This window comes from Mesorhizobium sp. M1406, assembly GCF_040317555.1.
In the GTDB taxonomy this organism is placed as follows: Bacteria; Pseudomonadota; Alphaproteobacteria; order Rhizobiales; family Rhizobiaceae; genus Mesorhizobium.
Genome location: NZ_JAMYKW010000088.1, coordinates 1 through 15,661, shown reverse-complemented (window position 1 = coordinate 15,661; position 15,661 = coordinate 1). Strand labels below are relative to the sequence as shown.

The 15,661-nt window shown below is 55.1% G+C and carries 13 protein-coding genes and 1 pseudogene; 12 read left to right on the top strand and 2 right to left on the bottom strand.

Annotation, left to right across the window (positions count from 1 at the left end):
• Positions 1 to 383: 383 nt before the first annotated feature.
• Positions 384 to 1,889 carry a M81 family metallopeptidase gene (locus NKH03_RS31985; protein ID WP_352972880.1) on the bottom strand — a complete coding sequence of 502 codons (1,506 nt, stop codon included), beginning with the start codon at positions 1,887 to 1,889 and terminating at the stop codon, positions 384 to 386.
• A 612-nt stretch (positions 1,890 to 2,501) separates the two neighbouring features.
• On the opposite strand from NKH03_RS31985, the gene NKH03_RS31980 reads away from it, so the two are divergent.
• The 6 genes from NKH03_RS31980 to NKH03_RS31955 all read left to right on the top strand — a co-directional run bounded on the left by NKH03_RS31980 (position 2,502) and on the right by NKH03_RS31955 (position 9,407).
• The gene (locus NKH03_RS31980; protein WP_352972878.1) at positions 2,502 to 3,284 is read left to right on the top strand and encodes a transporter substrate-binding domain-containing protein; all 783 of its coding nucleotides are present in this window, start codon (positions 2,502 to 2,504) and stop codon (positions 3,282 to 3,284) included.
• Positions 3,285 to 3,312: 28 nt separating this feature from the next.
• Positions 3,313 to 5,478 (top strand): N,N-dimethylformamidase beta subunit family domain-containing protein, encoded by a 2,166-nt coding sequence (locus tag NKH03_RS31975; RefSeq protein WP_352972876.1) that lies wholly within the window; start codon positions 3,313 to 3,315, stop codon positions 5,476 to 5,478.
• Between the two features lie 289 nt (positions 5,479 to 5,767).
• Positions 5,768 to 6,928, top strand: coding sequence for a M20 family metallopeptidase (locus NKH03_RS31970; protein ID WP_352972873.1), 1,161 nt, complete (start codon positions 5,768 to 5,770; stop codon positions 6,926 to 6,928).
• A gap of 8 nt (positions 6,929 to 6,936) precedes the next feature.
• Positions 6,937 to 7,656, top strand: coding sequence for a gamma-glutamyl-gamma-aminobutyrate hydrolase family protein (locus tag NKH03_RS31965; protein WP_352972882.1), 720 nt, complete (start codon positions 6,937 to 6,939; stop codon positions 7,654 to 7,656).
• Between the two features lie 3 nt (positions 7,657 to 7,659).
• Positions 7,660 to 8,130 carry a RidA family protein gene (locus NKH03_RS31960; protein WP_352972871.1) on the top strand — a complete coding sequence of 157 codons (471 nt, stop codon included), beginning with the start codon at positions 7,660 to 7,662 and terminating at the stop codon, positions 8,128 to 8,130.
• An 8-nt stretch (positions 8,131 to 8,138) separates the two neighbouring features.
• A complete protein-coding gene (locus tag NKH03_RS31955; protein WP_352972869.1) occupies positions 8,139 to 9,407 on the top strand; it encodes an FAD-dependent oxidoreductase in 1,269 nt (422 codons plus the stop codon).
• Here NKH03_RS31955 and NKH03_RS31950 read toward each other — a convergent pair.
• The gene (locus NKH03_RS31950; protein ID WP_352972866.1) at positions 9,383 to 10,246 is read right to left on the bottom strand and encodes a LysR family transcriptional regulator; all 864 of its coding nucleotides are present in this window, start codon (positions 10,244 to 10,246) and stop codon (positions 9,383 to 9,385) included. The genes NKH03_RS31955 and NKH03_RS31950 overlap by 25 nt on opposite strands.
• Positions 10,247 to 10,703: 457 nt before the next feature.
• On the opposite strand from NKH03_RS31950, the pseudogene NKH03_RS31945 reads away from it, so the two are divergent.
• The 6 genes and pseudogenes from NKH03_RS31945 (at position 10,704) to NKH03_RS31920 (ending at position 15,614) form a co-directional block, all read left to right on the top strand.
• Positions 10,704 to 11,152 (top strand): annotated as a pseudogene (locus tag NKH03_RS31945) (SDR family oxidoreductase).
• Between the two features lie 82 nt (positions 11,153 to 11,234).
• Positions 11,235 to 11,651 carry an acyl-CoA thioesterase gene (locus NKH03_RS31940; protein WP_352972864.1) on the top strand — a complete coding sequence of 139 codons (417 nt, stop codon included), beginning with the start codon at positions 11,235 to 11,237 and terminating at the stop codon, positions 11,649 to 11,651.
• A gap of 337 nt (positions 11,652 to 11,988) precedes the next feature.
• Complete coding sequence (locus tag NKH03_RS31935) at positions 11,989 to 12,894, top strand: beta-keto acid cleavage family enzyme (protein ID WP_352972861.1); 906 nt, start codon at positions 11,989 to 11,991, stop codon at positions 12,892 to 12,894.
• A gap of 224 nt (positions 12,895 to 13,118) precedes the next feature.
• Positions 13,119 to 13,919, top strand: coding sequence for an amino acid ABC transporter ATP-binding protein (locus NKH03_RS31930; protein WP_352972859.1), 801 nt, complete (start codon positions 13,119 to 13,121; stop codon positions 13,917 to 13,919).
• 37 nt (positions 13,920 to 13,956) lie between these two features.
• On the top strand, positions 13,957 to 14,949 hold the full coding sequence (locus tag NKH03_RS31925) for a 3-hydroxyacyl-CoA dehydrogenase NAD-binding domain-containing protein (RefSeq protein ID WP_352972856.1): 993 nt from the start codon (positions 13,957 to 13,959) through the stop codon (positions 14,947 to 14,949).
• A gap of 17 nt (positions 14,950 to 14,966) precedes the next feature.
• On the top strand, positions 14,967 to 15,614 hold the full coding sequence (locus NKH03_RS31920; RefSeq protein ID WP_352972853.1) for an ABC transporter permease subunit: 648 nt from the start codon (positions 14,967 to 14,969) through the stop codon (positions 15,612 to 15,614).
• Positions 15,615 to 15,661: the final 47 nt, after the last annotated feature.

The following is a 15,661-nucleotide window of genomic DNA, read 5'->3' as shown; positions in this document are numbered from 1 at the left end:
TGGGATTGCGGTCGACAAATCGCTGCCGTGCGTCGTTGAGCACGGAGTCGATATCAGCATTTCGTTTAAACGAGTCCGCAGTGGCTGACATTTGTTGAAAACTCCTCTTTAGGATTGTTGTTTGTGAGACCCCTAGGTGGGCCACATTTCGAGCACCGCGCCTTTGCGGATCTGCTATGCGCTTGTTAGCTGACCGCTAACGTTCGTAACGTTGTGCGACACCTCGTGCGGAGCGCACACATACGAACATCTTCGTTCAAGGTTGCTGCGGGCCGAACATTTCCAAATGGTTCATCTGCTTGGCGATGGGCGGCCGCAATCCACTCCATAGCTTTAAGTCTCCAATAGGTCGGCTGATTCAAAGTCCTCGTTGACAGCTCGGTCTAACTGAAATCAATCGGAGACATCGGCCGACGCAGTTTGGTGTAGGGAAACCGCAGGTAATTGGTTGAGCATACCCCGCCGCTGTCGACATAGATGAGCCCGCTCGAGACCGGCTCGAAATCGGCGCGGAAATGGTTCATTGCTTTGCAGGCAAGAACATGTTCATGGTCTGGGTCTATTCCAGCGGCACGAAACTGCTCGCGGTCGTCGACCGCATAGCTGTGAGAGCAAACGACGACACGAATGCCATTGATGGCTATTGTCATCGTCGGTCCGAGCGAGCCGGACGTACCAGTCGCCATCGGACCCTTGCGCACATAGTTCCCATCCGACAGATGAACGACCCTACCGGTGACCTCCAGCGGGCCGCCGCCGAAGTCCGGGTCGCACTTGCCGCCTAGTTTGACACTGATCGCGGCACCGACACCGGCAGCCTTTCCAGCTTGGACTGCGGCCGAATCGTTGACAAAGCCGAGCACTGCATCATTGATGCCGCCATCCAACATCGCCTTCAGCAAATTGGTTCCATCACCTCCGGCGCCACCGGCAGGGCAGTCGGTAAAGTCGCCAACCAGCAGCGGGCCATGTTCTCCAATTTTTGCACCACCGCCCTTTAGCTGGTGAGCCTTAATTGCGGCGATTGCGGAATCGAGCGGCATCAGATCGATGGTGCTGATGTGTCGCCGTTTCCAGCATTCGTCCATAAGCTGTTCGGCTAGCTCGATGTAACGCGCCTGATAGCCATCTCCGGTAACGGCAACCGAAGTGCCGGCCTGCGCAATATCGGCCCATGGATATCCAGCCTGCACGCTGACGGTTAGGACGCCCGCTATGGTATTTTCGGCCTGATTAGCAATCCGCAGAATTTCGGGCATCGGCGCGTCTAAACCAATGGTGCGTCCCTCATCGAGGTCAATCATAGCGCGACGCGCGACGACAACGCGCGGATGCACTTCTCCCGTCATTGCCCGTTGGAGCAATCGGGCCGACCGCATGCCCGTCTCATACAAGTCAACATGAGGAGTGGTGCGATAAGTCGACAGAATGCTGCAATGGCGCGCCATTTCATCGGTCACGTTGGCATGCATGTCCAGTGTGATCGCGATGGGGATGTCCCACCCGACCAGTTTGCGCACTCGGATCAGCAACTCACCTTCTGCGTCGTCGTAGCCCTCGGCGATCATCGCGCCGTGCAGAATGAGCAGGATGCCGTCGATAGGCGTGGCGTCCTTAAGCCCCGCCAGGATCACCTCACTGAGATGATCGAAAGCAGCGCTGGTTACTAACCCTGCAGGCACAGCACCCGCGGCGAGCGGATGTATCAGTTCCCAGCCGTATTCATCGGCAGCGTCGAAGGCGGCGCCCCATTCTGTGCGCGTGCCACGGAAGCGTTTGGGTATGGCGGGTCCGAGCACATAATCGCGTCGCCTAAACGCGTCGATGTCGGTGCGGCTCCTGCAGAAACTGTGGCTTTCGTGCTTCATAGACGCAACGAAGACGCGCATTGTAGGTCACTCCCAGTAACGAAACGAGCTCGACAGTTAGTCCGTCAAGCCGCTTCAACGATCGATTAGCTTACTCCGTCGATGCCCTTCCCACTCAGCGGGCACCTCAACGACCTTTTCACATTACGAGCCGCAGTCGTGGCATTCCGCCAGGTCATGCAGTCGTTGCCTTGCTTGGTGGAGCGTTCAGATCGAACTTAACTGCTGCCGAAAGTGCCGAAAAGACAGATTATCGAATTAATCTATTCGAGTTCTGAATAAGGAAATTTGGGACATCTAGCGCGACCATAAGACCCAGAGTGACCTGCTGTAACAAAGTGGTGGAATTTGATCGATCTACGCGCGGTTCAAAAATCTCTGTGTGGCGCGTCGTGACGTGGTCATGGTCGCCCCGGTTGCAGCGGATTGGACCGTGACATCAACTTATCGCAAATGTGAATAGATTAATTCGATAATCTCTCTTTTCCCCCCTATGCCCAGTGTTAGTCTAGGGTCGTCCCTGGAGGAGCAATGCTCGCCGCGATTATCTGGCCGAGCCACAGCGATCCCGAGAAACTGATGGAGGTTTCTTGCGAGAATGCGCCACTAACTTAAGAAAGAGAGGAACTACAAATGAAAATGCCCAAACTGCTCATGATACTTGGCGTGGTCGGAACGTTCGCGCTGGGCGCGCAATCCGCAAGTGCGAAGGATACGCTCAAGGTGGGAATGGATCCCCTTTGGGAGCCATTCTCCTTTCAAACTCCCGGCGGTGAACTAGCCGGTTTCGACTTCGAAATTTCCGATGCGCTCTGCAAAGCTATGGATGTGACCTGTGACGTCCAAGCGGTTGCGGGTGATGGTCAAATCGCGGCGTTACAGTCGGGGCAAATCGACGTTATCATCAACACCACTGCCATGACTAAGGAGCGACTTGAGAAGTTCACGATGGTTGGTCCTTACATCAGACCGACGTTTCGTTTGATGGTCAGCGCGAACTCTTCGATCGACGGGAGCGAAGCCAGTCTAAAAGGAAAGACACTGGGAATCGAGAAGAGCGCGTCAGCCATCGTCAAGTACAGCGGCGATACTTTTGCAAAGTTCATGACCGTCCAACCGTATGACCAGATCAGTGGCGCGATCCTTGACCTGAACGCGGGGCGAGTGGATGCTGTGTTCAGCGATGAAAACCAACTCGTCTACGGCTATGCCAAGAAGCAGCCCGATGTCTACAAGATGGTTGGGCCAAGCATCAATGATCCCAAGTATTGGGGGCGGGGACAGGGTTTCATGCTTCGGAAAGATGAAGGTGAGTGGGCTGCGCGGCTGAAGGCCGCTCTCGACACCATCGTCAAGAATGGGGAATACGACAAAATTTCCCAAAAATGGTTCGGCCGCAACATTCTGAATAACTGATCGTCCGTGGCGGGACAGGAGGGAAACTATGAGCAAAGTACCCAATTCACCGACCCTAGTTTCCCCCCTTGAGGGCTACGCACAACAGGTCAGCGTAGCTCCCGGCGAGGTCCAGGATTTCAAGATAAGCGGCGCGGAAAAAGCGATAGCCAATGTCGAACTGCTTCGCTTGGTACATGGCGACCCGCGAGCCGGAGGACCCGGCTACAAGGTTGAGCATTGCGACTGGTTCAAGTCGGATGGCATTGTCCTTACGGAGCAGCATCTTCCACTGGGATCGTTGATTGAGGTCGATGGTTCAATTGACCTCACCGAAGGATTTACGCTCGCCGTCTGGTTTTTCCCCACTCTCCTTAATCGGGGATGGCAGACACTTGCGGCAATAGGTGAGCCGGGGAACTTTTCGTTCGGTCTCTATCTTGCTGGAGATTCGATGCTGACTGCAGCGCTCTCTGGTTCCGGAAATCGCGCCGAGTGGTGCACGGCTCACGAATTTGTTTCTGCAGAAGAGTGGCATTTTGCCGCCGTTTCCTACGATCCAAAGACAAACCAGCTGGCCGTTCATCAGGCGTTGAGCCGCTCTATCGAGAACGCTCCTAGCAATTTTGGCGGCTTAACAACGACTGAAGTTGACGTGCCGTTTTCAACGATACACACCTCCAGTGACCCCCTTACGTTTGCAGGCAGCAAGTCCGGCAACAGGCATTGGGGACACTTCAATGGGAAATTAAGCGATCCCGTTCTCTACCGAGGCGCATTAACGATCGAGCAGGTTAAGCAACTCGCGGACGGCTTTAATCCAGGCCGTATTCCAAACCTTATCAGCCATTGGAAATTCGATCAGCAAGTCGGTACGACGCTTGCCGTCGATGGGGTTTCCAATCGCCACGGACGCGTCATCAACGCACCTGCTCGCGCCGTCACGGGCCCTAAATGGAGCGGTCCGTGGAGTGGTGGACTGGCAGGTGTTCCCCACGAATACAATGCCATACACTTCCACGAAGATGATCTCGACGATGCGAATTGGAAAACCACGCTAAGTGTCGAGTTGCCTGACACGAAGCCCGGAATATATGCAGCGCGGGTTTGGAACGACGTTGACGAGTTGTTTTTGCCGTTTGTGGTGCGGCCCAAACGAGCGCGGGTTGACGTCTGCGTGCTTGTCCCGACGCTCACTTGGCAGGCCTATTCGAGCAACCGGGATCCGGCGCGATTCACCGATGACGGCGCGCTCGATCGCGCTTTGTGTCTTTATGATGCTCACTCAGATGGCTCTCGTGTGTTTTATTCATCGCATCGGAAGCCCCATCGTACCGGCAATCCCAAGAAGGCGATCCAAAACTGGGGTGCGCACACCATGGTGGCGGATTTGTACCTCACTGACTGGCTTGAGCATATCAACATCTCCTACGACCTGTATTCCGACCACGACCTCGCTGCATCCAACGGCGATCTGCTGCCAGCTTATAAAGTTCTGATCATTGCCGGCCACCCTGAATATTGGACGTGTAGTATGCGCGATCAACTGGATCAATATTTGGCGCAAGGCGGACGATGCCTGTACGTCGGTGGCAACGGCCTGTATTGGGTCACATCGATCGATAAAATGAGACCGCACTTGATGGAGGTCCGAAAAAGTAGCGCCGGACTCTATCCACCGTTCAAGGCCGAAAAGGGTAATGAGCACCATTCCACGACCGGTGAATTCGGTGGCACTTGGCTGGAACGAGGCAGATCTACTGCCGGAGTCACAGGCCTCGAATATGCTGCAAATCTCTTTGCGGCAGTTAAAGACCCTAAAGGATTTGTACGGAGGCCGGAGAGCTACTCGACCAAGTTTGCGCCCTTCTTTGACGGCATCGCCGACGAATCCATTGGTAACTTTGGTCTGAACCTCGGTACAGCGGCTGCCTTTGAAATGGACGCAGTAAGGTTGCAGCGCCCTGGTTTGACGATCCTAGCGGAAGCATCTGAGCCGGGCAGTTTCTCGTACTCACCCTTACCTCCGCTCAGTCACATTAGCTACATGGAGCATCCAAAAGGCGGAGGGATGTTCGCTGCGGGGGCGGTGACTTGGGCGGGAAGCCTTTCACATAACAACTACCAAAACAGCGTGTCGCAATTGACCGAGAATGCGCTCAAGCACTTCCTGTCCGTTCCCAAAGGCGAGGTCGTTATCCCGAACAGCTCGTAATTCAGAATAATCAAATTCAGCCTGAACGCTTCAGTGTGAGAGTCCTCAATCAGAGGGCTCCCACACGCGCGTTGGAATTCCTAAGGCTCGTGTACGGCAACATAGAGGCCATACATCCTATCTGCCATTTTGCATGCATAATTGCGGCGCCTCATCGACGTTTGAGTGACTAAGGGAACCCGGCTAGGCCAGCTGTCATTCATAAAGTTCCTCGATCAATTCATCACGCTTTTGCGTTTCAACTAAGGTGACAAAATCGCCATTCTCTTCCAGAAAACATAGAGGATATATGATGGCGACTGTTAGCGCTCGACCGCACAGTGAAGGTCGGCAATATTTTGATCCTATCGGATTTCTTCAGAAAATCGTTGCAATTGATAGCTGCGATCCTCCGGGACGAGAGTTCGAAATCGCCAAACTAGTGCACGCAGAATTGCTCGCACTTGGGGTTGAAGCCGATTTAGATCAATTTCTGCCAGGCCGAGCAAATGTTCTCGGACGAATCCGCGGGACGGGGGAGAAGACTGCCTTGGTTTTCTCGTCGCATATGGATACAGTCCCCGTTGGGACCGTTCCGTGGCAGAGGTGGCCGTTCTCCGGCGAGGTCGAAAATGGCCGTCTTTACGGACGGGGCGCAACCGATATGAAAAGCGCTCTCGCCGCCATGATCGCGGCGGCTGGCAAACTGGCCAAGGAATCCCGGCAAAAGCTGAAGGGGGACGTGATTCTTGCGTTCACCGCAGGCGAAAGTGCGAACTTGCTTGGGGCGCGACGGTTCGCGGAACAGGGCTTAAAGGAGGAGATAGGCGCATTTCTGTGCGGTGAGCCCAGCGATCTCGACGTGGTGATTGTGGAAAAGGCAGCGCTATGGCTGCGAGCAACCGCCACAGGTAGGTTAGGACATGTCTCGGGGGCCGCTGGCGTGAACGCGATCGACCTTATCCACCAATTTTTAGCTCGTCTTTATGCATTGGATCTAAAGGGCCCGCAGCATCCACTCCTCGATGAGCAAACTCTTCGAGTGGGTCGCATTCAGGGCGGCTCAGCAGTGAATCTCACCCCAGACCACTGCACAGTCGATTTTGATATTCGGCTTCATCCTGGTGTGGATCATAAAGAAATCGTCGAAAAAGTTTCGCAGCTTGCGCCCGCTGACGTGTCAATCAGTATTTTGGACTTCAAGCCCGCCGTTGAAAGCCCGCCAGACGATACATTCGTCAAGCTTTGCGTTGATGTCTGTGGCCGTCATCGAGGTCTCCCGCCGGAAATCAGAGGGGTGTCCTATTATAGCGACGGCACTGTTCTTTTGGACGGATTGTCTGTGCCGTTTGCGATCATCGGTCCCGGTGCATTGGGTCTAAGCGGGCAGCCCGATGAGTCTGTTTCTATCGAGAATGTGCTTAAAGCAGTCGACATTTATGAAGACGTCGCGCTCGCCTGGTTATCTTAAGGTTGAACATGCCTAACCTACCACGCATCGGCATCACGCCGGATATCAACGATCTTGCCGCCCCCGAAACCGAATATGTCGTGAGGCAAAATTATGCCGACGCTATCTCGAAGGCTGGCGGTCTCCCTTTCCTCCTCCCTTATCGTGAACACGTGCATGACTATCTAGATGCCATAGACGGGTTGCTCGTTACCGGCGGCATGTTCGACATCGACCCGGCGCTGTATGGCCAAGCTGCGCGCAAGGATTATGTGATGAAGCCCGCTCGAACAGATTTCGAACGGGCTTTGATTGAAGGAGCGTTATCGCGCGCAATGCCCGTTGTCGGTATTTGCAACGGGATGCAGCTACTGGCTGTGTGCCTTGGCGGGGAGTTGGTCCAAGACATTCCTACAGAAATCGACAGTGCCCTTGAACATAAGCCCGATCAATCGGCCTCAATTGCTCACCACCGCATCGAGATCAGCGGTACCTCACGCCACCTGCAAATGCCGCGGGGTGAGGTTCATGAGGTAAACAGCGTTCATCACCAGTCTGTTCTTCCCTCGGATGCCTACCAGGTCCTCGCGGTCTCTCCGGATGGGGTGGTGGAGGCACTTGAGAAGAAAGACGGCGGCTTTGCTGTCGGGGTGCAGTGGCATCCAGAATATGGCGTAGCCGATATCGACGCACTCATCTTCGACGCCTTGCTGGCAAAGGCTCGAGAATACTCCCGGAAGAAGAAGTGACCAATGCTCCAGACCCCTGAACAGCGTATCAGTTCGCTCAACCTTGCTCTGCCGAAAATCTCCAAGCGGGCCGGCAACCTACTCGGATTCAAGGTGGATCGCGGCTTGGCTTACATCTCGGGCCAACTGCCCCTGGAGGACGGGGTAGTGAAATACACAGGTCGGGTCGGCGATGCGGTTTCGCAAAAAACGGCCTATGAAGCGGCAAAATTGGCGGCGCTCAATGTCATCAGCCAGTTGTCCGTGGCGACGGAAGGAAAGCTGTCCAGGGTGCTGGAGCTTGTCAAGGTGTCCGGCTTCGTCGCCTGCACACCCGAATTTACCAACATTCCCGCTGTCGTGAATGGCGCCTCGGACCTGTTTGTCGAGGTCTTTGGCGAGCGTGGCGCCCACGCCAGATTTGCAATCGGCGTTGCTGCTTTGCCGCGTGACGTCCCAGTCGAAGTCGAAGTCATCGCTCGTCTTCAGGAATAGGGTTTTCAATGAGCCGCATCGTAGTTCTTGGCGCAGGCGTCGTCGGCATGACGTCCGCCTACGCACTGGCAAAAAAAGGACATGAGGTCTGCGTCGTTGACGCCGCTCCAGGGCCTGCAGAAGCGGGCGCAAGTTTTGGCAACGGCGCTCAACTCAGCTACTATTACACCGATGCGATGGCCTCTCCCTCGCTCGCGGCGAACATTCCGAAATACATCCTCAGACTTGACCCGGCTTTTAGGGTCCGCCTAACGCTCTCACCGGCATTTATGGCATGGGGCCTGAGGTTCCTTGGGAACGCAACCCAGAAAGCCTTCGAACGCAACACAACCGACATTTTGGAGCTTGGGCTGCAAAGCCGATCGGGCATCGCTGATCTTTCCGAGAAGCTGGAATTCGATTACAGCAAAACCGGCAAAATCACACTTTTCTCCAGTAAGAAAAGCCTCCTGAAGGCAGAGGGGCTTAGCAAGCTCAAGAACCGTTATGGCGCAGGTCAGGTCGTATTGACGCGAGAGCAGGCGCTCGAGAAAGAGCCAGCGCTAGCGCACTACGGCCATTTTTTCGAGGGAGCGATATGGTCGCCCCACGACGAAGCTGGCGATTCCAGCTTGTTTTGCAGGAACCTTCGGGTTCTGCTTGAGCGAGATTATGGCGTGTGCTTTCTGTTTAACACGAAGGTCCGCCGTATTCAGACTCGTGCGAACGAGCTCGTCGGGGTCACAGCAGAAACGGAGGAAATTCAATGCAGCCGCGCGGTGATCTCTCTAGGGGCGTGGACTGCGCCTATCGCGAAGACCGCTGGAATTTCTTTGCCGATCTGGCCGGTTCAAGGATATTCGCTTACTGTTCCGGCTCTGACCTTAGCCCCTGTTGCGAGCATTACCGACACGGCCCGAAAGACGGTCTTTTGCAGAATAGGCGACCGACTGCGAATTGCCGGACTTGCAGACATCGGGCCCGTCAATGGTAAGTTCAAAGAGGACAGGTTCCGCACCCTTCTCACCACTGCTAAGGGCATCTTCCCGAAGGCAGGAGATTACGACGGGGAGGTCCACGCGTGGACAGGATTTCGACCAGTCACGCCCGACAGCAAGCCCGTTGTCGGCCCCACAAGAGTCAAAGGCCTCTACCTGAACTGCGGCCACGGATCGCTCGGCTGGACACTGTCGATGGCGACCGCCGAAAAACTTAGCGAACTGGTCGGGACATTCTCGGCTCATTGTTCATTGATCTCTGACTTGGACGGCTGTCATTTACGCCGAAGCGGCACCTGATTTTGAAGCGTATTCTCAATCACCCGTGCCAATTGTTTTGCCGCCAACGATGGTTCGTACTCGCTGAAGCTGATTTTGAGACCCGTATGGGGGAGGCGTGGGAGGCATCGGTCGTTCACGATTTGCATGCCGCTGCGCAATTCCCCCTCCGGAACCACGGAAACCGCAAGACCAGCTCGGACGACTTCCAGCACGCCTTCGAGACTGCTGCAGGTGACCACTCGTCGTGATTGAAGGTTCGCCCGCCTCAGCGTATCGAGAGCGACCTTGTGGTAGTTGCATGTGCCGCCGACGACCGCCAACGGAATGACTCCGTTGGCTGGAACCTGCCAATTGTCTGCAGATATCCAGACCAGCTTGCTGGTCTGTAAGAGCCCAGCGCGTTCCACCTCTGGGTCGACCCGCAGCAATGCGAGTTCGATATTGCGCGCCTTTAGCTCGCGCAAAAGGTCTGCAGACATTCCTGCTCTTATCTCGATATTTACGGTGGGGCGACGTTCAACAAACTCTGCGAGCGCTCGCGTGAGCGGAGCAAAAAGGTAGGAATCGTCAACTACGCCCACGACGACAGTTCCACTACTTAACTCAGGCCTGAATGCGTTTTCCATCTGGTCGACCAGTGCAACCACCTGGCTCGCGCGCTCCATGAGTTCGTCACCATCATGGGTAAGGTGACAGCGTCGCGTTGTGCGAATTAACAGTTGCTTTCCTAAGTGTTCTTCAAGCCGTGCGATCTGCTGGCTAACCGTCGACTGGGTCATATTCAGGCGCTGCGCGGCTCCGGAGAAACTACCCAGTGCCGCGACAGCCGTAAATGTTCGCAAAAGTCCGATGTCCATCTGCCGCTCACTTATTCACGAACTGCATATATCGATAACAGAAAACGCGTTATCTTCAAGTGCGGCCTCTGATAGCTTTAAGCCAATTCAGTTATTGGGTTGAGCAATTATGGGCGCCGATTTTAGCGTATTACTGGCTGGACATACGGTATTGATCACCGGATCCACAACCGGGATGGGGCAAGAAATAGCGAGGACGTTCGCGCGATCTGGCGCACAGGTTGCCATTGATGGCCTAGGCGACCGGACTCCATATCTGGGTTTGTAAACGAACTCAGCGAGGTTAGCGGCCACAAGAGCTTCCATTTCGATCACGATTTGTCAGACGGCCGACAGCGCGGCGCGTTGGTTGAGGCCGCGATCGCGCAACTTGGCGACATCGATACCTCATAAACAACGCCGGCGTTCAGTTTGTGAGCGGCGTGGAGAGCTTTCGAGCGAGCAATGGGACCGACTAATGGCTGTTAATCTTGGCGCAGCATTCCACGCTATCAGGGCCGTGTTCCCGGGAATGAAACGGAAAGGATGGGGTCGGATCGTCAACACCGCTTCGACGCTGGCTCTCGCCGGCGAAGTCGGCAAGACGGCATATGTCGCCGCAAAGCACGGTATTCTCGGGCTTACTCGACAGTGGCACTGGAAGGCGCTGAACTTGGGATCACGTGCAATGCGATCTGCCCCGGGTGGGTGTATGCACCGCTCGCAGCTGCGCAAGTTGAAGCGAAAGCCGCGGCCCTCGGTTTGTCTGTCGATCCAACGGCCAAAGAGCATTTTCTGAATCAAATGCCGACCAAGCGTTTCGTTGATCCGACTGAAGTCGCATCGGCTATGCTGTTTCTATGTAGTGAATCCGCGCGATCAATCACCGGTATAGCGTTGCCAGTCGATGGCGGCATCAGCGCTTAGCAAACCCATTGAAAACTGCTGTCCTGGGAATCGTGGCGATCCGCCGGGCGCAATCCCACGAACATTGGGATCTTACGTGGTTATGGAAACATTGAAAGCCGTAGCACATCCGTGGCTCTGTGACGCAATGGGACACATGAACGTCCGTTTTTACACGGCGTTCTTCGATGATGCGTCCTCCTTCTTTGTTGGTGGTCTGGGAGGCGGAGTAGATCAACTTGCGGGCGCTCATCTTGGATGGGCGGATGTACGTCACGTGATCGAATTCCGCGAAGAGGTTAGATCTGGCGGCTTGTTGAGAGTTTGCACTCGGATCATCAAGGTCGGCCGGACGTCGCTGACTTTCCAACATGAATTGACGGGACCCAGCGGCAATCTTCACGCAACAATCGAGATCGTGAGCGTTATGTTCGACCTCGAAAAGCGCGAAGCCGTGCCATTGCCCGATACCATCCGCACGGCTGCTGAACGTCTAATATCGCAGCAGGTCGAACCGTAGGGCCGCGGGCCCGATTCCCCGCCTGGTAAAATAGCGGTCCGATGATCAGCGCTCCTCAGCCCGAAAGGGCCCTCTCGCTGCCGTTCATCATTGAACGGCAGCTTTGTTTGCGACGCAATATCTTATCCAGGTCGGAAATTGACTTATTGGATTTAAGAATAGGTTGATAAGAAGCGATAATTTGTCTGGGGTCCCGCACGGCGTCATAGTCTTTCTAAGGACAGCATCGCAGTTTTGGAAATCCGGTGCGATGGTGAGCGAGTCTGAGTGCAGTTCTGTCAACTCGCCTTTAGAGGCACGAAGAAGCAACGTCGCCTGCAACAGACAAGGATCTAAAATGGGCACATTCATCACCTGCGCGGTAACTGGCGGTGCAGACACTGTTTCTCGCCACCCCCGGATACCGGTCACTCCCAAGGAAATTGCGGACGCCGCGATCTCAGCCGCAAAGGCGGGTGCTGCAATCGTTCACCTCCACGCGCGTGATCCCCAAACGGGTCAGCAAAGCAGGGACCCGGAGCTTTTCGTGGAGATCATATCTCTCATCCGCGATAGCGATACGGATGTGATCATCAACGTGAGCTGCGGCATGGCTGGCGACCTCGTCCTTACAGAAACGCCGGAAACAAAGCTTGCGGGACCCGGGACAGATCTGCTCGGCCCAATCGAGCGCCTTCGGCATCTGGATCGTCTGTGCCGTGAGCCGAAATTGAAGCCTGAAATATGCACCTTGGATTGCGGCTCCATGAATTTCGGCGATGGCGACCTTATTTACACGGCGCCGGCTGCGTACCTTCGGCCGATGGCCAAGCATATTCGGTCGCTCGGCATAAAGCCCGAGCTTGAGGTATTCGAACTCGGCCACCTGGCCTTCGTCAAAAAAATACTCGCTGAGGGTCGCCTTGAAGGGACTCCGCTGATCCAATTTTGCCTCGGCATCCCTGGTGGGGCGCCGGCGGAACCATTCGTTCTCGACGCTTTCAAGCAATTGGCTCCAGCGGAAGCGACGTGGAGTGCGTTTGCAATCGGGCGTGATGAGCTGCGTTTCGTTCCGCTCGCTGTAGGTCAGGGAGGCAACGTTCGCGTCGGCCTAGAGGATAATCTCTATCTTGATAAGGGAGTCTTTGCCGATAATGACACGTTGGTTGAGCGGGCTGTTGGCCTTGTCCGTGGCATGGGCGGATCCGTGTTGTCCGCATCAGAAACTCGGCAGAAGCTAGGCGTGGAGAGGCCGCGAGCTTAGGAGCTACCCGTTTCGAAAAATGTCACCGCCGCGGCGCAGATAGCCAGCTATGTTCGCCGCGCCGGCTATTCTCTATTCATTCGCATTATGAATGAAACAATTCGATAATCTAACTTCTCGGTCTGTGCGCGGATGATAAACTCATCTGTCAAATTTGGCCCAAGACCAAATAATCTAAATGTGCACAGGGCTGGGCCTTTGTCATTTAGAAATAGGGGAACGAAATGCAGGTCGACTCGAACTTCAAACCCTCCGGTTCTAATACGGATTTCGTCCTGCGTGCTGACAAGATCGAAAAACGCTTTGCGGACATCGACGTTCTTCGCGGAATTTCCCTGGAAGCGAAGCGTGGGGATGTTATTAGCTTGATCGGTGCGTCTGGATCAGGAAAATCCACCTTTCTTCGCTGTTTGAACTTTCTTGAGATTCCTACGAGCGGGACTGTTACTATTCGTGGTGAGATCCATCAAGCTTCCGATGCCCTAAGTCGTTCTCGCGCGAGCAAACAAAAATTGTGCGTGCTGCGTCGCGAAGTGGGGATGGTGTTCCAATCCTTCAACCTCTGGCCACACATGACAGCTACTGAAAATGTCATGGAAGGCCCAGTTCGGGTTCTGAAAGAATCTCCGAAGGCTGCGCGATCACGTGCGCTCGATCTTCTCGCCCGCGTCGGTCTCGCAGATCGAGCAGATTATCGGCCGTCTCAACTATCAGGCGGACAGCAGCAGCGGGTAGCAATCGCGCGTGCCCTTGCGATGAACCCAGACGTCCTGCTTTTCGACGAGCCGACGTCGGCCTTGGACCCCGAACTGGTTGGTGAGGTTCTTGCGGTCATGGCCGACCTGGCGAAAGAGGGCAGAACAATGTTGATCGTAACGCACGAGATCGCGTTCGCGAGAGACGTTTCTAGCAAGATGCTCTTCCTTCGGAAAGGCCTGGTCGAGGAAGAAGGTCCTCCGCGCAGTCTGATCGAATCTCCCAAGTCCGAAGAACTTCATCGCTTCCTGGCCCGAATGCGCCACTAGGAATCAGAGGGATCGAAGGCATAGCGCGGAGGTCGATATGGATGTGGAATTCTTAGAGAAGCGCTTTACAAGCGTGGTTTGTGTCGGCGCCGGTAATATTGGCGCTGGATGGGCTGCGCATTTCATGCGCGCCGGGTTGGACGTAATAGTCTATGACCCTTTGCCTGAGCGACAAGATTGGCTCGACCGCTTTCTTGAGAAAGCAATGCCTTCGCTGGAGCAGCTTGGACTCTCACCAAACGCGAAATTGGATCGTGTGAGGTTCAAGGCAAACCTGGAGGGGGCGCTCAGCGGCGCCGAATTTATCCAGGAAAGCTCGCCTGAAGTCTTGAGCCAAAAAAAAGATCTGTTCCAGGCCATAACGGACCTTGCGCCTCCTGATGCGATCGTCGCTTCCAGTTCCGCAGGCTTTCTCGCGAAAGACCTGAGAGTGAAGGCTAAGGGCCCCGAACGGACTATCATCGGCCACCCGTTCAATCCCCCCTATCTTATTCCATTGGTCGAGATTGCGGGTGGGGATGAAGCGCCGATCGCTGCTGCGGTTGCTTCCGATTTTTACAGAACGGGATGCGAAGTCGTTGAGCTTAAGCGTGAAATCGAAGGATACATTGGGAACCGTATACAGGCGGCCGTTCTGAAGGAGATATTCTATATTTATTCGCGGGGGGTGGCCGATCTTGAGACGATCGACGGTGCGATTTCGGCCGGGCCAGCTCTAAGATGGGCAGTGATGGGCCCCTCTAGCGTGTTTTACTTAGGAACGCAAAATCCGCATATGTACGAAGGATTCGTGCAGAGCTTGGTGGATGAAATTAAAGCCGGTTTTGTGGCGGAAGCAAAGTTCGATCCAGATGAACAGTTGATTGCAGCCTATGCACAGGAAGGTCAGCAAACAGTCGGATCAAACGGACAGGCTCCACTCCTAGAGCTAAGAAGTAGCGGCGTCATTGCGCTTCGCAACGCCCTAAAACGTATGGCGAGCAAGGCAGGGATCGGCGCCGAGCAGATCGGCCAAGTTTCTTTAAAATAGAATGAAGGCAGCTCCTCGTGAACACTACGTCAGACTATCTACCTTATCTGCTGCAAGGGATCGTGTCATCGGTCGCTTTAGGAGGCTCTTCGTTTGTAGCGGCAGCCGTGATCGGCCTACTGCTGGCGCTTATCCGTGATCACTCATCGCATCTGGTCAAGTTCCTCATATCGATCTACATCAGCGTGTTCCGTGCGCTGCCGGAACTGCTCACGATCTTTCTCGCGTACTATGGCTCCATCGGGTTCGCTCGTTCGGTCGGCATCCCAGATCCAAGTCCGTTTGCGGCAGCGTTGACTGCCCTGGGAATCCAAATTGGATCATATGCCTGTCAGATCTTCTCCGACGCGTACCGGGCCGTTCCACGAGGGTTGCTTGAAGCCGCACAGGCGGTGGGAATGCCGGGGTATCTCATAAATGTGCGGATAGCGATTCCGCTGATGCTTCGGTTGGCCGCTCCCAGTCTGGGAAGTTTGCTGCTGGTCGTAATCAAGTTGACGGCGATCGCTTCTGCCATTGGCGTCACTGAACTTACACGCCGTGCGCAGATCGTTGCGGGTGCGACGCACGATCCATTGCCTGCGTTCGCTTATGCAGCAGCTGTCTACCTGGTCGTTGCTGCCATCTTGAACCGCCCCGGGTTTTCCGGAGGCCGTTTCGTTTGAGTCACGCGGCTATGGCTGGTTCATCCAGCATGGCGTAGTAGCGTTCC